16 protein-coding genes and 5 tRNA genes are annotated in these 19,315 nt (G+C 39.8%); 2 read left to right on the top strand and 19 right to left on the bottom strand.

Features of this window, described 5'->3' with window-relative positions:
* Positions 1 to 135: 135 nt before the first annotated feature.
* Entirely contained in the window at positions 136 to 1,725 is a 1,590-nt protein-coding gene (locus tag G529_RS0110185) for a peptide chain release factor 3 (protein ID WP_026915423.1), read from the top strand.
* Between the two features lie 91 nt (positions 1,726 to 1,816).
* A complete protein-coding gene (locus G529_RS0110180; RefSeq protein WP_026915422.1) occupies positions 1,817 to 3,184 on the top strand; it encodes an alanine/glycine:cation symporter family protein in 1,368 nt (455 codons plus the stop codon).
* 63 nt (positions 3,185 to 3,247) lie between these two features.
* On the opposite strand, the gene G529_RS0110175 is transcribed toward G529_RS0110180, so the two are convergent.
* The 19 genes from G529_RS0110175 to rpsU all read right to left on the bottom strand — a co-directional run bounded on the left by G529_RS0110175 (position 3,248) and on the right by rpsU (position 19,209).
* Positions 3,248 to 3,568: a DUF3467 domain-containing protein gene (locus tag G529_RS0110175; RefSeq protein ID WP_026915421.1), complete on the bottom strand. Its 321-nt coding sequence runs from the start codon at positions 3,566 to 3,568 to the stop codon at positions 3,248 to 3,250.
* Between the two features lie 43 nt (positions 3,569 to 3,611).
* Positions 3,612 to 4,046 (bottom strand): DinB family protein, encoded by a 435-nt coding sequence (locus G529_RS0110170; protein ID WP_245566908.1) that lies wholly within the window; start codon positions 4,044 to 4,046, stop codon positions 3,612 to 3,614.
* An 83-nt stretch (positions 4,047 to 4,129) separates the two neighbouring features.
* Entirely contained in the window at positions 4,130 to 8,431 is a 4,302-nt protein-coding gene (gene rpoC, locus G529_RS0110165; RefSeq protein WP_026915419.1) for a DNA-directed RNA polymerase subunit beta', read from the bottom strand.
* 73 nt (positions 8,432 to 8,504) lie between these two features.
* A complete protein-coding gene (gene rpoB, locus G529_RS0110160; RefSeq protein WP_026915418.1) occupies positions 8,505 to 12,317 on the bottom strand; it encodes a DNA-directed RNA polymerase subunit beta in 3,813 nt (1,270 codons plus the stop codon).
* Positions 12,318 to 12,453: 136 nt separating this feature from the next.
* A complete protein-coding gene (rplL, locus tag G529_RS0110155) occupies positions 12,454 to 12,828 on the bottom strand; it encodes a 50S ribosomal protein L7/L12 (protein ID WP_026915417.1) in 375 nt (124 codons plus the stop codon).
* A gap of 56 nt (positions 12,829 to 12,884) precedes the next feature.
* Positions 12,885 to 13,406: a 50S ribosomal protein L10 gene (rplJ, locus tag G529_RS0110150; protein ID WP_026915416.1), complete on the bottom strand. Its 522-nt coding sequence runs from the start codon at positions 13,404 to 13,406 to the stop codon at positions 12,885 to 12,887.
* A 9-nt stretch (positions 13,407 to 13,415) separates the two neighbouring features.
* Positions 13,416 to 14,114, bottom strand: coding sequence for a 50S ribosomal protein L1 (rplA, locus tag G529_RS0110145; protein WP_026915415.1), 699 nt, complete (start codon positions 14,112 to 14,114; stop codon positions 13,416 to 13,418).
* A 19-nt stretch (positions 14,115 to 14,133) separates the two neighbouring features.
* Positions 14,134 to 14,571, bottom strand: a complete 438-nt coding sequence (gene rplK, locus G529_RS0110140) for a 50S ribosomal protein L11 (RefSeq protein WP_026915414.1) — start codon at positions 14,569 to 14,571, stop codon at positions 14,134 to 14,136.
* Positions 14,572 to 14,646: 75 nt separating this feature from the next.
* Positions 14,647 to 15,198, bottom strand: a complete 552-nt coding sequence (nusG, locus tag G529_RS0110135; RefSeq protein WP_026915413.1) for a transcription termination/antitermination protein NusG — start codon at positions 15,196 to 15,198, stop codon at positions 14,647 to 14,649.
* A gap of 12 nt (positions 15,199 to 15,210) precedes the next feature.
* Positions 15,211 to 15,408, bottom strand: a complete 198-nt coding sequence (gene secE / locus G529_RS0110130; protein WP_026915412.1) for a preprotein translocase subunit SecE — start codon at positions 15,406 to 15,408, stop codon at positions 15,211 to 15,213.
* An 18-nt stretch (positions 15,409 to 15,426) separates the two neighbouring features.
* Positions 15,427 to 15,499, bottom strand: a tRNA-Trp gene (locus tag G529_RS0110125).
* 58 nt (positions 15,500 to 15,557) lie between these two features.
* The gene (gene tuf / locus G529_RS0110120) at positions 15,558 to 16,745 is read right to left on the bottom strand and encodes an elongation factor Tu (RefSeq protein ID WP_026915411.1); all 1,188 of its coding nucleotides are present in this window, start codon (positions 16,743 to 16,745) and stop codon (positions 15,558 to 15,560) included.
* Between the two features lie 57 nt (positions 16,746 to 16,802).
* Positions 16,803 to 16,874: transfer RNA gene (locus G529_RS0110115), tRNA-Thr, on the bottom strand.
* A 154-nt stretch (positions 16,875 to 17,028) separates the two neighbouring features.
* Positions 17,029 to 17,101 (bottom strand) — tRNA-Gly (locus G529_RS0110110).
* A gap of 137 nt (positions 17,102 to 17,238) precedes the next feature.
* Positions 17,239 to 17,320 (bottom strand) — tRNA-Tyr (locus tag G529_RS0110105).
* A 201-nt stretch (positions 17,321 to 17,521) separates the two neighbouring features.
* Positions 17,522 to 17,595: transfer RNA gene (locus G529_RS0110100), tRNA-Thr, on the bottom strand.
* A 103-nt stretch (positions 17,596 to 17,698) separates the two neighbouring features.
* Complete coding sequence (gene hpf, locus G529_RS0110095) at positions 17,699 to 18,001, bottom strand: ribosome hibernation-promoting factor, HPF/YfiA family (RefSeq protein ID WP_026915410.1); 303 nt, start codon at positions 17,999 to 18,001, stop codon at positions 17,699 to 17,701.
* A gap of 34 nt (positions 18,002 to 18,035) precedes the next feature.
* Entirely contained in the window at positions 18,036 to 18,926 is an 891-nt protein-coding gene (locus tag G529_RS0110090; RefSeq protein ID WP_026915409.1) for a tyrosine-type recombinase/integrase, read from the bottom strand.
* A gap of 88 nt (positions 18,927 to 19,014) precedes the next feature.
* Positions 19,015 to 19,209 (bottom strand): 30S ribosomal protein S21, encoded by a 195-nt coding sequence (gene rpsU / locus G529_RS0110085; protein ID WP_026915408.1) that lies wholly within the window; start codon positions 19,207 to 19,209, stop codon positions 19,015 to 19,017.
* Between the last annotated feature and the right edge of the window lie 106 nt (positions 19,210 to 19,315).

Genomic DNA, 19,315 nt, shown 5'->3' with positions numbered 1-19,315 from the left:
AAAAATAACGGGATCTATGGGGGATTCCGTTTTCATTTCCATCAATTTCTATTCAGATTACCAAAAGATTGAATCTCTCTTGCACATGCAAAAATCTTTAAAATAATCTTACTTTTGCAGCTGCAAATATCCGTTATGAAGCAGTACCAAAAAGAGATCAATAAAAGAAGAACATTCGGGATCATTTCTCACCCAGATGCAGGAAAAACCACTTTAACCGAAAAATTACTTTTGTTTGGAGGGGCCATTCAGGAAGCTGGTGCGGTAAAATCCAATAAGATAAAAAAAGGTGCTACGAGTGACTTTATGGAGATCGAACGTCAACGTGGGATCTCTGTTGCCACCTCTGTACTTGCTTTTGAATACAAGGATATCAAGATAAATATCCTGGATACTCCCGGGCATAAGGATTTTGCTGAAGATACCTTTCGAACGCTTACCGCAGTAGATAGTGTCATTGTGGTCATTGATGTTGCAAAAGGTGTCGAGGAGCAAACTGAAAAACTTGTCGAGGTATGCCGTATGCGGAATATCCCCATGATCGTGTTTATTAACAAGCTGGATCGTGAAGGTAAAGACGCTTTTGAGCTGCTCGACGAAATTGAGCAGAAGTTGAATCTGAAGGTGACTCCTCTAAGTTTTCCGATAGGCATGGGATACGACTTTAAAGGAATTTATAATATCTGGGAAAAGAATGTGAACCTGTTCACTGGAGATCCCAGAAGAGATATCGAGGAAACCATCGAAATAGATGACCTTCAGGATAAAGCCCTGGATGAACTAATTGGTGGTAATGCTGCAGACAATCTTCGTGATGAGCTGGAATTGGCCCAGGGTGTTTACCCAGACTTCGATAGACAGGATTACCTTGATGGTAAACTACAACCTGTATTTTTTGGATCTGCCCTCAATAATTTTGGCGTACGTGAACTATTGGACTGTTTTATTTCCATAGCTCCTCCTCCCCGCCCGAAAGAAAGCGACAGCCGACTAGTTAGGCCGGAAGAAGAGAAATTTACCGGTTTTGTTTTTAAGATTCATGCGAATATGGATCCTAAACATCGAGATCGACTGGCATTTGTCAAAATAGTTTCGGGTAAATTTGAGCGTAATAAAAACTACCTGCATGTTCGAAACAATAAGAACATGAAATTTTCATCGCCCAATGCTTTCTTTGCTGAAAAGAAAGAAATTGTAGACACCTCCTATCCTGGAGATATTGTAGGATTGCACGATACTGGGAGTTTTAAGATTGGGGATACTTTGACTGAAGGTGAGAACCTCATGTATAAAGGTATTCCAAGCTTTTCACCTGAACATTTTAGATACATCAATAATGCAGATCCAATGAAATCCAAGCAACTGGAAAAAGGGATCGACCAGTTGATGGATGAAGGGGTTGCACAGTTGTTTATCCTTGAGCTGAATGGCAGAAAGGTTATTGGAACGGTGGGAGCGTTACAGTTTGAAGTTATTCAATATCGACTCGAGCATGAGTACGGCGCAAAATGTACCTATGAAAATCTTAATGTACATAAGGCTACCTGGGTTGAAGCTGAAAATGAAAAGTCTGAAGAATTCAAGGATTTTAAACGTGTAAAAGCAAAATATCTGGCAAAGGACAAATCTGGGCAACTGGTATTTCTTGCAGATTCCCAGTTTTCATTGCAGATGACACAGCAAAAATATCCATCCATCAAATTTCATTACACTTCTGAATTCTAAGATCCAGAAGACGTTGTACTGAACTATACAAACTAAAAACTTACTGAAAATAGACTTGTAAAATTCACTATTTTCGGTATAAATCTTTACTATGTCCAAGATAGATCAGTTCATTGCAGATTTCGCCTCGCTCGTTTGGGGAATTCCACTGGTAATATTGCTAATTGGCGGCGGAATTTATCTCCTGATTTATTCTCGATTTCTACCCTTTCGTTACCTGGGACATTCCATTGAAGTTCTTCGCGGGAAGTACAATAACCCAGATGATCCTGGGGATATCAATCATTTCCAGGCTTTATCTACAGCTCTTTCTTCCACCGTCGGGATGGGTAATATTGCTGGTGTTGCTGTGGCGATTGCCGTTGGTGGACCTGGAGCTATTTTCTGGCTGTGGGTAAGTGCGATCGTTGGAATGGCTACAAAGTTTTTTACCAATACGCTCGCAGTGATGTATCGCGGTAGAGATTCCGAAGGCAAGATTCAGGGAGGTGTCATGTATTTCATCGTGGAAGGTCTAGGTAAAAAATGGAAGCCCGTGGCAGCCTTTTTTGCGGTTGCTGGCCTGGTAGGTGCACTGCCGGTATTCAACGTGAATCAATTAACCCAGGCTATTAATTATATATTGCTGGAACCAAATAATGTAGAGACCGGTTTTGGAACAAGTCTGGCCATAGGAATCATCCTGACCATTATCACAACCATAGTTATCATAGGCGGTCTGGATCGCATTAGCAAGACTGTATCCAAACTGGTGCCAGCCATGGTTCTTCTGTATTTCGTATCTGTTATAGCTATTCTGTTGGTCCACTATGATGTTGTGCTAGGCTATTTTAGCATGATCTTTACAGATGCCTTTGCTGCAGAAAATTATAAAGGAGATCCTTTGCTAGGCGGCCTTTTAGGAGGATTAATCTTACTTGGGATACGCAGGGGCGCATTCTCTAATGAAGCTGGGATTGGAACCGCTACCATGGCGCATGGAGCCAGCAAAACTTCTGAACCTGTTCGTGAAGGTCTTATAGCAATGCTTGGGCCGGCAATTGATACACTGGTTGTATGTACGCTCACTGCGATGGCTATCCTGGTTACTGGCGTATGGAGAACAGAAGATGTCAATGGCGTAAGTCTAACCGCGGCCGCCTTTGAGGAAGCAATTCCATTTGTAGGCAATTATCTTTTACTCCTCTGTATACTTGCTTTTAGTATATCCTCCTTATTCTCATACTCCTACTACGGTACAAAATGTTTGTCATTCCTCGCCGGAGCTGAAAACAAAAAGTATTACAATTATGTCTATGTACTTAGCATTCTAGTGGGAGCTACCACTTCTTTAAGTTTTATTCTGAATTTAATTGATGGATTTTTCGCACTCATGGCTATTCCAACTATGATCGCTACTTTAATCATGGCCCCACGGGTAATGAAAGCTGCTAAAATATATTTTTCGAAATATAACTAAAAAGATTTCCAGAGTCTGAATTGATATCAGACCATGAAAATCTTTTTGTAGAATTATATTGGCTTAAGCCTGACCGGTTGGACCGAAATTAAGTGGTAAGGGCGCTTTGTCGTAATCCTGAATCTCACCGTGTGCATTCTCAAAACGTTGGATATTATCACCCAGCGCTTTTAATAATCGCTTGGCATGTTGCGGAGTAAGAATGATCCTTGATTTCACTTTGCTTTTAGGTCTACCGGGCATGATATTCACAAAATCAACTACAAATTCAGATACTGAATGGTTGATGATAGCCAGATTGGAATAGGTTCCTTCTGCAACCGCCTCATCTAATTCTATATTGATCTTGCCTTTATCCTGATTGTTTTTGCTGTCGTCACTCATAATTTAATATTTTGGCACATAAGATATAAAATAAAGTTTAGGCCTATCTCCTGTAGTATACAAAATCGGAATTAACGGGTTCTATCTTCTTTTTTTCAAACTCCAATGCGATCTGTCCACGATAATAACTCGCTTCATTCACGACCTGGAAAATAATATCCCTTATGGAAGTTTTGTAAGTTTCATTATTGGAGCGAGTATACGTGATCGTATCATCCAGATTCCGTTTTTCCAGAATATCCAGTGTAGCCTGGTGATTCTGCTCTTCAATCTCTTTTAATTTCTCAGGTTCCCAAACTTTCCATACGTCAATTACTTCACCATCGGTAATTCTATTATTCCATAAGGTTTGAGAATTTAAAATATGTGAAATTAATTTCTTGGAGCTTTCTGCAATAACATAGTGCAAATCTCCATCATTAAATTTTGCAATGATTTTCGTATTCGTTTCATGCGAAAACTGCAATATTTCTTTCATAAAATTCTTCATAAGGCAAAGATGAGTATAAATAAAAAAGGCTCCGCAGTGAGCGGAGCCTTTTAAGATAACCTTATCAGGAATTAGTTATAATTAACTTCCTGTTTCTTCTCAAGCATTTCGTCAAATTCTTCTTTAGAACCAACAATAATACTATCGTACTTTCTCATACCTGTACCTGCTGGAATTCTGTGTCCAACAATTACATTTTCCTTCAATCCTTCAAGAGCATCGATTTTACCACTAACAGCAGCCTCATTTAGTACCTTGGTAGTTTCCTGGAAGGAAGCAGCCGAGATAAAGGACTTCGTTTGTAGTGAAGCTCTGGTTATACCTTGCAGAACTGGGTTTGCAGTTGCAGTGATCACATCCCTTGCAGTTGCAAGATTCTTGTCCTCTCTTCTAAGAATAGAGTTCTCATCTCTTAGATCTCTAGGGGTAATGATCTGTCCTGGCTTCAATCTTTCTGAATCACCAGCATCTTCAACAACCTTCATTCCGAATAACTTATTGTTTTCATCAATGAAATCTGCCTTATGTACCAGTTGATTTTCAAGGAAAATTGTATCTCCCGGATCCACGATTCTCACTTTACGCATCATTTGTCTTACTACAACTTCAAAGTGCTTATCATTAATCTTCACACCCTGTAGTCGGTAAACTTCCTGAACTTCGTTCACAAGATATTGTTGTACCGCGTTTGGTCCTTTAATGTTCAGGATATCTTCAGGAGTTATTGATCCATCAGATAGTGGCATTCCTGCTCTCACGTAGTCATTTTCCTGTACGAGTATCTGGTTAGATAACTTTACCAAATATTTCTTAACCTCACCAAGCTTAGATTCTACAATGATCTCACGATTACCTCTTTTAATCTTACCGAAGGAAACAACACCATCAATCTCAGACACTACAGCTGGATTCGAAGGATTACGAGCTTCAAAAAGTTCTGTTACCCTTGGAAGACCTCCGGTAATATCACCTGCTTTAGATGATTTACGTGGAATCTTAACCAGGATCTTACCAACACCAATCTTTTCAGCATTGTCTACCATCAGGTGAGCACCTACCGGAAGGTTGTAAGAACGAATTACCTCGTCTTTTTTACCTAGGATATGTAAAGTTGGGATCAGCTTCTTGTTACGAGATTCAGAAATTACTTTTTCCTGGAATCCTGTTTGCTCATCGATCTCAACCTGGTACGTAACACCCTGCTCGATGTTTTCATATTTGATCTTACCGGCGAATTCAGAAATAATCACACCGTTATATGGATCCCAGGTACAGATGACATCACCTTTAGACACTGTAGCTCCATTCTCGATATTGATCTGAGAACCGTAAGGAATGTTGTTGTTACTTAATACAACTCCCGTTTTCTTGTCTTTAATTTTAAGTTCAGCAGTACGAGAGATTACGATGTCTGCAGTTCCACCATCTGGGGCTTCACCTTTTACAACTTTTAGATCCTCGATCTCTGCAATACCGTCAAATCTTGCTTCAAGTTTATTATCTTCAGAAATGTTACCTGCAATACCTCCCACGTGGAACGTACGTAGTGTAAGCTGTGTACCAGGCTCCCCAATAGACTGTGCAGCAACAACACCAACAGCTTCACCTGTTTGTACGATCTTGTTGGTTGCAAGGTTTCTACCGTAACATTTAATACAGATTCCTTTTTTCGCCTCACAGGTAAGTGGTGAACGTACTTCAACACTTTCTATAGGTGCAGCTTCGATCTTCGCTACAATTTCTTCAGTAATCTCTTCGTTGGAACCAACAATAAGTTCATCGGTTGAAGGATTCACGACATCATGTAGAGAAATTCGTCCAAGGATTCTTTCTCCTAAAGATTCTACTATTTCTTCATTCTTCTTAAGTGGCTTAACTTCTACCCCTCTTAAAGTTCCACAATCATCTTCATTAACGATTACATCCTGTGAAACATCTACCAGACGACGGGTTAGGTAACCAGCATCGGCAGTTTTTAGTGCGGTATCGGCAAGACCTTTACGTGCACCGTGAGTAGAAATAAAGTATTCAAGAATTGAAAGCCCTTCCTTAAAGTTGGAAAGAATCGGGTTTTCAATAATTTCACCACCACCAGAGTTAGATTTCTTCGGCTTAGCCATCAAACCACGCATACCGGTTAACTGACGAATCTGTTCCTTCGAACCACGCGCACCAGAATCAAGCATCATATACACAGAGTTGAACCCTTGCTTGTCTTCACGAATACGCTTCATAGCAAGATCTGTAAGACCTGCATTGGTAGAAGTCCAGATATCAATTACCTGGTTGTAACGTTCGTTATTGGTTATAAGACCCATGTTATAGTTTCCTATGATACCCTCAACTTGTTCGTTGGCTTCATCGATCATGGACTGTTTTTCCTCAGGGATGATAATATCACCTAAACTAAAGGACAAACCACCACGGAATGCGAATCCATATCCAAGACCTTTGATCTCATCAAGGAATTCTGAAGTTTCCGGAACGCTTGTAATTCTTAAGATGTTACCAATAATCTCACGAAGAGATTTTTTGGTAAGTACTTCATTAATATATCCAGCTTTCTCTGGAACTGCTTCATTGAACAAAACTCTACCAACAGTAGTATCCTTGATCATGTATACCAGTTCCCCAGCTTCGTTAAAATCTTTCGTTCTAATTTTAATACCTGCGTTCAGGTCTACACGCTTCTGGTTATAAGCTATCACTAGCTCTTCCGCAGAATAGAATGTAAGTCCTTCACCTTTTACCGGCTCCTCTTTAGTACCAACCTTGTGTTTGGTCATATAGTACAGACCAAGCACCATATCCTGGGAAGGTACTGTAATTGGAGAACCGTTTGCAGGGTTCAAAATGTTGTGAGAAGCAAGCATTAAGAGCTGAGCTTCCAAAATAGCCTCAGGCCCAAGTGGTAAATGAACTGCCATCTGGTCACCATCGAAATCGGCGTTGAATGCAGTACATGCAAGTGGGTGAAGCTGAATTGCCTTACCTTCAATAAGTTTAGGCTGGAATGCCTGGATTCCCAGACGGTGAAGCGTAGGAGCACGGTTCAATAATACCGGATGCCCTTTAAGCACATTTTCCAAGATATCCCAAACTACAGGTTCTTTTTTATCTATGATTTTCTTCGCAGACTTCACTGTTTTTACAATCCCTCTTTCAATCAGTTTTCTAATGATAAAAGGCTTGTAAAGTTCGGCTGCCATATTCTTCGGAAGACCACACTCAAACATTTTAAGTTCTGGTCCTACAACGATGACAGAACGTGCTGAATAATCCACACGCTTACCAAGCAGGTTCTGACGGAAACGTCCCTGCTTACCTTTCAATGAGTCTGAAAGTGATTTCAGTGGACGGTTAGAATCAGTTTTTACTGCTGAAGATTTTCTTGTATTATCGAAAAGAGAATCCACAGATTCCTGAAGCATACGTTTTTCATTACGCAAAATAACCTCAGGAGCTTTGATCTCCATCAATCTCTTCAAACGATTGTTTCGAATAATCACTCGACGGTATAGGTCATTTAAATCTGAAGTCGCAAAACGACCACCATCAAGAGGAACCAATGGACGAAGTTCTGGCGGGATTACCGGCACAACTTTCATGATCATCCATTCTGGATTATTCTCTCTATTATTGTTTGCATCACGAAAAGCCTCTACAACCTGAAGACGTTTAAGCGCCTCTGTTTTACGTTGTTTTGAGGTTTCGTTGTTTGCTTTGTGTCTTAATTCATAGGAAAGTTCATCAAGATCGATTCTTTTCAGGATCTCGATCAAACATTCAGCTCCCATTTTAGCGATGAATTTATTCGGATCGCTATCATCCAGATACTGGTTCTCCTGAGGAAGTTCATCTAAGATATTTAGATATTCTTCTTCGGTAAGGAAATCCATTTTTTGTAACGCTTTCCCTTCTTCATCTGTCGCATTACCTGGCTGAATCACTACGTATCTCTCGTAGTAGATGATCATGTCAAGCTTTTTAGACGGCAGACCTAGCAAATAACCAATTTTGTTAGGTAAAGAACGGAAATACCAGATATGTGCTACAGGTACCACAAGGTTGATGTGACCAACGCGATCTCTACGAACCTTTTTCTCTGTAACTTCCACCCCACAACGGTCACAAACGATTCCTTTATATCGGATTCTTTTGTATTTTCCACAAGCACACTCATAATCCTTTACAGGACCAAAAATACGCTCACAGAACAAACCGTCACGCTCTGGTTTGTGCGTACGGTAATTGATCGTTTCAGGCTTAAGAACTTCACCTCGGGATTCCGCAAGGATGGACTCTGGAGAAGCTAAACCTATAGAGATCTGGTTAAACCTCTGTACTGTATTCTTATCATTATTTCTAGCCATAATAACTGCTGCTAATTATTGTGAATATTCGGTTTAAACGGGGACGCCGTAGCGTCCCGGTAAAAACAGAATGTTATTCTTCAAGTTTAATATCCAAACCTAGACCTTTCAATTCGTGCATAAGTACGTTGAAAGATTCCGGTAATCCTGGTTCCGGCATTGGCTCACCCTTCACAATAGCCTCGTAAGTCTTAGCTCTTCCAATAACGTCATCAGACTTCACTGTTAGAATTTCTCTTAGAGTACTAGATGCTCCGTAAGCTTCAAGAGCCCAAACCTCCATCTCTCCAAATCTCTGACCACCAAATTGCGCCTTACCACCAAGCGGTTGCTGAGTAATAAGTGAGTATGGTCCAATAGAACGAGCATGCATCTTATCGTCGATCATATGACCGAGTTTAAGCATGTAGATCACACCAACTGTTGCACGCTGGTCAAATCTTTCCCCGGTTCCACCATCATATAGATAGGTATGACCGTATCGAGGAATTCCAGCTTTATCAGTAAGATCATTGATCTCATCGATAGTCGCACCATCAAAAATTGGTGTTGCGTACTTCTTCCCGTTCTTCTGTCCAGCCCATCCAAGAACTGTTTCATAGATTTGTCCAATGTTCATACGTGATGGTACCCCTAGTGGGTTCAATACGATGTCTACTGGTGTTCCATCCTCAAGGAATGGCATATCTTCCTGGCGAACGATTCTTGCAACAATACCTTTGTTACCGTGACGTCCTGCCATTTTATCCCCTACTTTAAGTTTACGTTTCTTAGCGATGTAAACTTTAGCCAGTTTGAGAATTCCTGATGGAAGTTCATCTCCAACAGATATGGTGAATTTCTCTCTCCTAAGGTTACCCTGAAGATCGTTCTCTTTGATCTTATAGTTGTGCAGAAGATCTGCTACCAGTTCATTGAGATGATCATCTGTAGTCCATGTACCCGTAGTTAAGTGAGCATAATCATCTACAGCGTTCAGCATCTTAAGAGTGTACTTCTTACCTTTTGGCATTACTTCTTCACCAAGATCATTCTGTACTCCCTGAGCAGTCTTACCACCGATAATGGCGAATAACTTCTCAATAAGTTCAGCTTTTAAATTAGCGAATTTAGCATCGTACTTTTTCTCTAATGCAGCAACATCTTCTTTATCCTGAGCTCTCTTACGTTTGTCCTTGATCGCTCTGGCGAACAATTTCTTGTTGATAACAACACCGCTAAGTGACGGAGAAGCTTTCAAGGAAGCATCTTTTACATCACCTGCTTTGTCACCAAAGATCGCACGTAGTAATTTCTCTTCTGGAGTAGGATCACTTTCCCCTTTTGGAGTAATCTTACCAATAAGAATATCACCAGGCTTCACTTCAGCACCAACTCTAATCATTCCGTGCTCATCAAGGTCTTTAGTAGCCTCTTCAGAAACATTAGGAATGTCATTTGTCAATTCTTCGTTACCAAGTTTTGTATCTCTAACTTCAAGCGAGTACTCATCAATATGGATTGAGGTGAAAATATCATCTCTTACCACTTTTTCTGAAATTACGATCGCATCCTCAAAGTTGTAACCTTTCCAAGGCATGAAGGCAACCTTCATGTTTCTACCAAGCGCCAGCTCACCTTCTTCGGTTGCATAACCCTGGCAAAGAACCTGACCTTTAGTAACTCTGTCACCAACGCTAACGATTGGCTTCAGGTTGATACAGGATCCCTGGTTAGTTTTACGGAATTTGATAAGATCATAAGATTTTGAATCATCATCAAAACTTACCATTCTTGCTTCATCCGTACGATCGTATTTGATAACAATCTTGTTTGCATCTACATATTCAACTTCACCTTCACCTTCAGCATTGATCAATACACGTGAGTCGGTCGCAACCTGTCTTTCAAGACCAGTTCCAACGATAGGGGAATCTGTTCTTAAAAGTGGTACTGCCTGTCGCATCATGTTTGATCCCATCAATGCACGGTTCGCATCATCATGTTCCAGGAATGGAATTAAAGATGCAGAAATGGATGAAATCTGGTTTGGTGCAACATCAGTATAGTGAATCTCATTTGGATCTACTACCGGGAAGTCACCTTCCATTCGTGCAATTACACGATCTGTATCTATCGTACCATCATCCTTTAAAGGAATGTTGGCCTGAGCAATCTTTTTACCTTCTTCCTCTTCAGCACTTAAGTAAATAGGCTCTTCGGAAATATTGATCTTACCATCTGTTACACTTCTATAAGGTGTTTCAATGAATCCCATTCCGTTTACTTTCGCATAAACTGAAAGTGATGAAATAAGACCAATGTTTGGACCTTCAGGAGTTTCAATAGGACAAAGTCTTCCGTAGTGGGTATAGTGAACATCACGCACCTCAAATCCGGCTCTTTCTCTTGATAAACCACCTGGTCCTAATGCTGAAAGTCTACGCTTATGCGTGATTTCTGCAAGAGGGTTGGTCTGGTCCATGAACTGAGATAACTGGTTTGTACCAAAGAAGGAGTTGATCACAGAAGATAGTGTCTTCGCATTGATCAAATCTATTGGTGTAAAAACCTCGTTATCACGAACGTTCATTCTCTCACGGATCGTTCTTGCCATACGTGCAAGACCGACACCGAATTGCTGAGATAACTGCTCCCCTACAGTTCTAACACGACGGTTAGAAAGGTGATCGATATCATCAATCTCAGCTTTAGAGTTAATAAGTTCAATTAAGTATTTTACGATGGTTATGATATCAAGTTTGGTAAGCACCTGCTTATCCATCTCAACGTCAAGACCAAGTTTTTTGTTCATTCTGTATCTACCAACTTCTCCAAGGCTGTAACGCTGATCTGAGAAGAAAAGCTTGTCGATTATTCCACGAGCAGTTTCCTCATCTGGCGGTTCAGCATTACGAAGCTGACGGTAGATATGTTCTACTGCCTCTTTTTCAGAGTTAGTAGGATCTTTTTGAAGCGTATTGTGAATGATCGCATAGTCACCGGTTTGGTTATCCTCTTTATGAAGAAGGATTGTTTTGCTTCCGGTTTCAAGGATCTCTTCTATATGATCTTTTTCAAGTTCAGTATCACGGTCAAGAACGATCTCGTTACGTTCGATAGAAACAACTTCACCGGTATCTTCATCTACGAAATCTTCGTACCATGTATTAAGTACTCTGGCCGCTAGTTTACGTCCTAGATACTTTTTAAGACCTGTCTTAGATACCTTCACTTCTTCCGCAAGGTCGAAGATCTCCAGGATATCCTTATCACGTTCAAAACCAATTGCACGGAAAAGGGTTGTAACAGGTAATTTTTTCTTACGATCAATATAAGCGTACATAACGCTATTAATATCGGTCGCAAATTCTATCCAGGAACCTTTGAAAGGAATTACACGGGCAGAATAAAGTTTAGTTCCATTCGCATGGAATGATTGTCCAAAGAAAACCCCTGGAGAACGGTGTAGCTGAGATACCACCACTCGTTCAGCACCATTAATGCAGAAAGTTCCACTAGGTGTCATATATGGGATTGTACCCAAATATACGTCCTGTACGATTGTTTCAAAATCTTCGTGTTCAGGGTCGGTACAGTATAATTTAAGTCTAGCCTTAAGTGGTACACTGTAAGTTAGTCCACGTTCGATACATTCCTGAATGGAATATCTTGGCGGGTCCACAAAATAATCTAAGAATTCTAGTACAAATTGATTACGGGTGTCCGTAATAGGGAAATTTTCAAGGAAGGTGTTGTAAAGACCTTCATTTCCCCGCGCTTCTGATTTTGTCTCTAATTGAAAGAAGTCCTGAAAAGACTTAATCTGCAGATCCAGAAAGTCCGGATAAGCAGGCTTGTTCTTAACAGAAGAGAAACTCAATCTTTCAGTTTGCTTTGCTAACATCAATGGACGGGATTATAATTTATTATATAAAAAATAGTGCGTTTGTTAAACGTTGAGTTCTATATACGCAAAATGGTTTAGACCTCCAGGCGTTTATCCTGAGGTCTAAACCTAAATAATATTGCTTGTGCTAAGCTTATTTAAGCTCAACCTCAGCTCCTGCTTCTTCTAATTGTGATTTTAAAGCTTCTGCTTCATCCTTAGCAACTCCTTCTTTAACTGGAGCTGGAGCACCATCTACTAAAGCTTTAGCGTCTTTAAGACCTAGACCTGTAAGTTCTTTTACAAGTTTAACTACAGCAAGCTTAGATCCACCTGGAGCTTTAAGAATTACGTCGAATTCTGTTTGCTCTTCAGCTTCCTCACCACCAGCAGCAGCTCCACCAGCAACAGCTACAGCAGCAGCTGCAGGCTCGATACCGTATTCTTCTTTTAAAATATCAGCTAACTCATTTACTTCTTTTACAGTAAGGTTAACTAGTTGTTCTGCGAAATCTTTTAAATCTGCCATTTTCTATCGTTTTTAAAAAGTTCTTTAATTATAATTGTTAAAAAGTGCGTACTATATTATCCTTCCTTTTCTGAAAGGGTCTTAAGGATTCCTGCGATCTTTCCACCACCAGATTTAAGGGCAGAAACAACGTTTTTAGCAGGAGATTGAAGCAATCCAATAATATCTCCAATAACTTCCTCTTTAGACTTGATATTAACCAGAGTCTCAAGATATTCGTCACCTACGTAAATCGCTTCCTCTACGAAAGCACCTTTAAGTAGTGGCTTATCAGATTTTTTTCTGAAATCCTTGATTACTTTCGCTGGAGCATTTCCAGTTTCTGAAAGTAGAATAGATGTGTTACCTTTTAAAACTGTTGGAAGTTCTCCGAAATCTTTATCAGAGGCTTCCATAGCTTTTGCAAGCAACGTATTTTTTACTACCGATAACTTAACATCAGCCTTGAAACAGGCTCTACGTAAGTTTGAAGTACTTCCAGCATCCAGGCCAGAAATATCAGCTAAATAGATAGTTTGAAATCCGGCTAGCTGGGCAGTTAAGTCTTCTATAACTTGTGATTTTTCTTCTCTTGTCATAATCGTAAATTATTGCTCAGTAAACCTTTTAGTATCTATCGCTACACTCGGGCTCATAGTGCTGGTCATATAAATACTCTTTATATAAACACCTTTTGCTGCCTGAGGTTTCAATTTTACCAGCGTAGTTAATAATTCTCTTGCATTACCTGCGATTTTCTCTGCATCGAAGGATGCTTTTCCAATTGCAGCATGTACAATACCTGTTTTGTCAACTTTAAAGTCGATTTTACCAGCTTTCACGTCAGATACAGCTTTTGCGATATCCATAGTTACAGTACCGGTTTTAGGGTTAGGCATAAGCCCTCTTGGTCCAAGAACACGTCCTAGTGGCCCCAATTTACCCATAACGCTCGGCATAGTGATGATTACATCAACATCTGTCCAACCGCCTTTAATTTTCTCAAGGTACTCGTCCAATCCAACGAAATCTGCACCAGCTTCTTTTGCTTCCTCTTCTTTATCTGGAGTAACAAGAGCAAGAACCTTCACGTCCTTACCTGTTCCATGTGGAAGGGTTACAACACCTCTAACCATCTGGTTAGCTTTACGTGGATCTACGTTCAAACGAACTGCAAGATCTACAGAAGGGTCGAAATTTGCGTTGGTAACTTCTTTTATCAAAGCAGATGCCTCAGCAACCGTGTACGTCTTACCGTTCTCGATCTTAGACTGAGCTTCTTTTTGCTTTTTAGTTAATTTTGCCATTTTCTAATTTCTTTTTGGATTAAAACGGTGCTTCACCTTTTACAGTTATTCCCATCGAACGAGCTGTTCCGGCAACCATTTTCATTGCAGATTCAACAGTAAATGCGTTAAGATCCTGCATTTTGTCTTCTGCAATCGCTTTAACCTGATCCCAAGAAACACTAGCTACTTTTTTTCTGTTCGGCTCACCTGAACCTTTTTTAGTCTTTGCCGCTTCCATCAACTGTACTGCTGCAGGAGGAGTTTTGATCACAAAATCAAAAGACTTATCCTTATAAACAGTAATTGCTACTGGAAGTACCTTTCCTTGCTTATCCTGAGTTCTACCATTGAATTGCTTACAGAATTCCATGATGTTGACTCCGGCAGCACCTAAAGCAGGTCCAACTGGTGGTGATGGGTTAGCAGCACCTCCACGAACTTGTAGTTTTACAACTTTACTTACTTCTTTTGCCATTTTTCAAATTTTTAGATGATAGTTTATTGAGTGGAAGCTGAAAAAACTATCAAAAAATATATGTAACAGTAATTTTTATACTTTCTCTACTTGCATATAACTCAATTCCAGTGGGGTCTTTCTTCCGAAGATCTTCACCATCACCTCAAGCTTACGCTTTTCTTCATTGATTTTTTCAACAGTACCATTGAAGCCGTTAAAAGGACCATCAATAACCTTAATAGTTTCTCCGATAGTAAATGGAATAGCCACATTATCAGTCTTCACAGATAATTCATCAACTTTACCAAGCATTCTATTCACTTCAGATTTTCTAAGTGGCACAGGATCTCCGCCTTTGGTTTCACCCAAAAACCCAATCACTCCGTTAATACCCTTGATAATGTGAGGAATCTCACCACTAATGTTCGCCTGAATCATTACGTAACCAGGAAAATAAACTCTCTCTTTATTTACCTTTTTACCGTTGCGAATTTGTATCACTTTTTCAGTTGGCACCAGAACCTGATCCACAAAATCCTCCAGACCCATATGAGCTATTTCTTTCTCAATGTAGTCTTTAACTTTATTTTCCTGCCCACTAACAGCGCGAACCACATACCACTTTTTATCCTTTGCTTCAGCCATTACTCTGTTGTTTTAAGATTTAACCCATTCGAAGTATTGCTCAATCGCTCCACTAAAAAGCGTATCAACACCCCAAATTGCTAATGAAAAAACAATGGAGAATACAGCAACAATCACTGTTAGCCTTTGAGCTTCAGACCAGCTTGTCCAGGTAACGTGGTTTTTTAACTCGTTATATGATTCTGAAATGTAATTAACAAATCCTGCCATGTTCTAAAAAAATGTTTGCACGGGTTGAGAGGCTCGAACTCCCGACACCTGGTTTTGGAGACCAGTGCTCTACCAACTGAGCTAAACCCGTAAATATAAGTGAAGGTACCCCGCTTAGCACGGGATACCTTTTTATATATTGAAAATTCTTAGTCTAGAATTTCAGTTACCTGTCCAGCACCTACTGTTCTACCACCTTCACGAATTGCGAAACGTAGTCCAGTGTTCATTGCGATTGGCTGAATAAGCTCAACAGTAATAGTAAGGTTATCACCTGGCATTACCATCTCTACACCATCAGGAAGGTTGATTGTTCCAGTTACATCAGTTGTACGTACGTAGAACTGTGGACGGTAGTTGTTATGGAATGGAGTGTGACGTCCACCTTCTTCTTTCTTAAGGATATAAACCTCAGCTTTGAATTTAGCGTGTGGAGTTACAGACCCTGGCTTAGTAATTACCATACCTCTAGAAATTTGAGACTTCTCAATACCTCTAAGTAGGATACCAACGTTATCACCAGCTTCACCTCTGTCAAGAATTTTACGGAACATCTCAACTCCAGTAATAGTTGAAGTAAGTTTTCCAGCTCCCATACCAATGATCTCTACAGGATCTCCAGTGTTTGCAACACCAGTCTCGATACGACCAGTTGCAACAGTACCACGACCTGTAATAGAGAATACATCTTCGATTGGCATCAAGAAAGCCTTATCTACATCACGCTCTGGAAGTTCGATCCAGTTATCAACAGCTTCCATAAGATCAAGAACAGTCTGAGACCACTTCTCATCTCCTTCTAGTGCTCCAAGTGCAGAACCTGAAATTACAGGACCATTATCACCGTCATACTCGTAGAAAGAAAGAAGATCTCTCACTTCCATTTCTACTAGCTCAAGAAGCTCCTCATCATCTACAAGGTCAACTTTATTTAAGAATACAACGATTCTTGGAATACCTACCTGGCGTCCAAGAAGGATGTGCTCACGAGTTTGAGGCATAGGACCATCAGTCGCAGCCACAACAAGAATAGCACCGTCCATTTGAGCAGCACCAGTTACCATGTTCTTTACGTAATCGGCGTGACCAGGACAGTCAACGTGCGCGTAGTGACGGTTTGCTGTTGAGTACTCAACATGAGAAGAGTTAATAGTAATACCTCTTTCTTTTTCTTCAGGTGCGTTATCGATTTGATCGAATGCACTAGCTTCTGAATATCCAGCATCAGCCATTACTTTAGTAATAGCTGCAGTTAAAGTAGTTTTTCCGTGATCTACGTGTCCAATTGTACCAATATTTAGGTGCGGTTTGGAACGATCGTAAGTTTCCTTTGCCATAATTAATACTTATTTAATCTTAGTTATATATTAGTGTTCAATTTTATACAAAACTAGAGCCAACGACGGGAATTGAACCCGTGACCTCTTCCTTACCAAGGAAACGCTCTACCCCTGAGCTACGTCGGCCAGACAATTGACTGTTTTAAACAGCGATATCCATAAACCAGTGAGGCTTATGGAAAAGATCAGGCTCGAGGTAATTCGGTCCGTTTACTTTAGAGCAAACTATTAAAACATCGTTTTAATGAGACCGGGTAAATCCTGATTCAATTAAATTTAGAGCGGGAGACCGGGTTCGAACCGGCGACATTCAGCTTGGAAGGCTGACGCTCTACCAACTGAGCTACTCCCGCGTTTCCATTTCAGACGTTAATCTTTGGATTATCTCGCTTTGCTCGATGATCCGTTCGGGTGGTACCCGAACTAAAATTTTAAATCAGCTGCTTTACAAAAGCAAGCTTTTGACATCAGCTTTTATTTAAAATTTCAGTGGGGAGAGCAGGATTCGAACCTGCGAAGACGTAGTCAGCAGATTTACAGTCTGCCCTCGTTGGCCGCTTGAGTATCTCCCCAAAATTACCACTATTTCATAGAACCATTACTGAAACAGCTTAGCTTATAATGGTTTTTTTAACGGCTGCAAATTAAAGTAAATTTACAGCACCATCCAAAGCATTTTTTAAAATTTCTTAGAATTTATTTTCAAGCTATTCATCACTAACGACTTAAACTTTAAAATTCTTCAGAACCTTTAATGTTTTCAGTATTTCAAGAGCCGATGGAGGGACTCGAACCCACGACCTGCTGATTACAAATCAGCTGCTCTAGCCAGCTGAGCTACATCGGCCTTTTATGCTTAAAATTCCGCATAAAAAAGTCCGCTATTTCTAACGGACTGCAAATGTATATAAATTATTTCTTTATCAAAACATTATTAGAAAAAAAATCTTCTAAACATGCGCACTCATTTTTTCCTTCTTCTTGATTAGTTGTCTTTGCAAAGAACTAACACACTCATCCACACAGGCTTCGAATTTATTACAGGTCTTTTTTACCATTAGCTCTCCTCCGGGAATACTTAATAGAATTTCAGTAATCTTATTCTCCTTTCCACTTGTGTTCTCAACTTTAAAAAATACGTCAGCATGAATAATTTTGTCAAAATAGTTTTCGAGCTTATCCAGTTTTTTTTGAGTAAAGTCAATTAGCTTTTGATCAGCATTGAAGTTTACAGACTGCAGATTCATTTTCATAATCAGATTGAATTTAATTAAACAAAAAGTGTGGTTACTTATTATTGCTCCTAGGGTGAGACATTTTGTGAATCTTACTCAATTCAGCAATACTATTATGCGTATAAACTTGCGTAGATGCGAGACTTAAGTGTCCCAGCAATTCTTTTACCGCATTCATATTGGCTCCCTGGTTCAATAAATGCGTGGCAAACGTATGCCGCAGTATATGCGGACTCTTCTTTACCTTGCCAGACACCTTACTAAAATAATTATTTATAATTCTATAAACAAGGCTTTCGTAGCTTTTGTGACCCTTTGCGGTTACAAACAAGTAAGGGCAATCTCGCAATACAGAACTGGATCGCTTATTCTTCAAATACCTCTCTGCCGTAAGCACCACCTGTTCTAACAACGGGATATAACGTTCCTTATTTCTTTTTCCCAGGACTTTTAGCATGTTATTGTCCAGATCCAGGTCCTGTTCCCTGATATTGATAAGCTCTGCTCTTCTAATTCCCGTAGAATAAAAAAGTTCAATCATGAGCCTGTCACGAATGCCTTCAAAGGTATTTTCTTCGAGTTCTTCCAAAACAGCAAGCATTTCTTTTTCTGAAAAAGGAACCTGAAGTTTTTTTGAAACCTTTAAAGAACGATGTTTAGCCAGAGGTGAACTTTCTATGACTGAAGTTTTGAGAAGAAATTTGTAGTAGGCCTTCAAAGAAGACATTTTGCGATTAATGCTCTGGTTGGAAATACCAGAATCAGACAATTGAACAATCCAGTTTCGAATCTGGTTGTAAGAAACTTTCTCTATTTTCTCATCAGAAAATTCTGATTGAACGAATTCCTGAAATTGCTCAAGATCTGCCTTATATGCCCGGATAGTCGTTGCGGCATAATTCTTCTCCAAATGCAGATAGTCAAGGAAGGATTGAAAGGGCATAAAAAAAAACTGTTGATAGCCAAAGTTAGTAAACTTTAAACTAGCAACAGTTCTTATAAAATTCAGCTTTACAAGCTAATTGATATCTCTAGATATCTTCTGCGTCTCTCAAATGCTGGATATATTCCGCTTTTTGAATCTGAGCTCTACGCTCTACAGATGGCTTCGTAAAATGCTGGCGGCTTCTTAGCTGGCGCATAGTTCCTGTCTTATCGAACTTTCGCTTGAAACGCTTAAGAGCTCTATCTATATTTTCTCCGTCTTTAACTGGTATAATTAACATAGTGTCATAACCTCCTCTCTTTTGGAATCGGCTGCAAAGATAATTTATTTATTTTAACCTCCAATAGTTTACTTATTTATTTCGATCTAACTGCTTATCAGGCTTT

This window comes from Christiangramia portivictoriae DSM 23547 (assembly GCF_000423045.1).
GTDB lineage: Bacteria > Bacteroidota > Bacteroidia > Flavobacteriales > Flavobacteriaceae > Christiangramia > Christiangramia portivictoriae.
This window is presented reverse-complemented; position numbering and strand designations above follow the sequence as displayed.

Coding starts and splice junctions, on each gene's coding strand:
- G529_RS0110185 (WP_026915423.1), top strand. CDS start 136: ATGAAGCAGTACCAAAAAGAGATCAATAAAAGAAGAACATTCGGGATC.
- G529_RS0110180 (WP_026915422.1), top strand. CDS start 1,817: ATGTCCAAGATAGATCAGTTCATTGCAGATTTCGCCTCGCTCGTTTGG.
- G529_RS0110175 (WP_026915421.1), bottom strand. CDS start 3,568: ATGAGTGACGACAGCAAAAACAATCAGGATAAAGGCAAGATCAATATA.
- G529_RS0110170 (WP_245566908.1), bottom strand. CDS start 4,046: ATGAAAGAAATATTGCAGTTTTCGCATGAAACGAATACGAAAATCATT.
- rpoC (WP_026915419.1), bottom strand. CDS start 8,431: ATGGCTAGAAATAATGATAAGAATACAGTACAGAGGTTTAACCAGATC.
- rpoB (WP_026915418.1), bottom strand. CDS start 12,317: ATGTTAGCAAAGCAAACTGAAAGATTGAGTTTCTCTTCTGTTAAGAAC.
- rplL (WP_026915417.1), bottom strand. CDS start 12,828: ATGGCAGATTTAAAAGATTTCGCAGAACAACTAGTTAACCTTACTGTA.
- rplJ (WP_026915416.1), bottom strand. CDS start 13,406: ATGACAAGAGAAGAAAAATCACAAGTTATAGAAGACTTAACTGCCCAG.
- rplA (WP_026915415.1), bottom strand. CDS start 14,114: ATGGCAAAATTAACTAAAAAGCAAAAAGAAGCTCAGTCTAAGATCGAG.
- rplK (WP_026915414.1), bottom strand. CDS start 14,571: ATGGCAAAAGAAGTAAGTAAAGTTGTAAAACTACAAGTTCGTGGAGGT.
- nusG (WP_026915413.1), bottom strand. CDS start 15,198: ATGGCTGAAGCAAAGGATAAAAAGTGGTATGTGGTTCGCGCTGTTAGT.
- secE (WP_026915412.1), bottom strand. CDS start 15,408: ATGGCAGGATTTGTTAATTACATTTCAGAATCATATAACGAGTTAAAA.
- tuf (WP_026915411.1), bottom strand. CDS start 16,745: ATGGCAAAGGAAACTTACGATCGTTCCAAACCGCACCTAAATATTGGT.
- hpf (WP_026915410.1), bottom strand. CDS start 18,001: ATGAAAATGAATCTGCAGTCTGTAAACTTCAATGCTGATCAAAAGCTA.
- G529_RS0110090 (WP_026915409.1), bottom strand. CDS start 18,926: ATGCCCTTTCAATCCTTCCTTGACTATCTGCATTTGGAGAAGAATTAT.
- rpsU (WP_026915408.1), bottom strand. CDS start 19,209: ATGTTAATTATACCAGTTAAAGACGGAGAAAATATAGATAGAGCTCTT.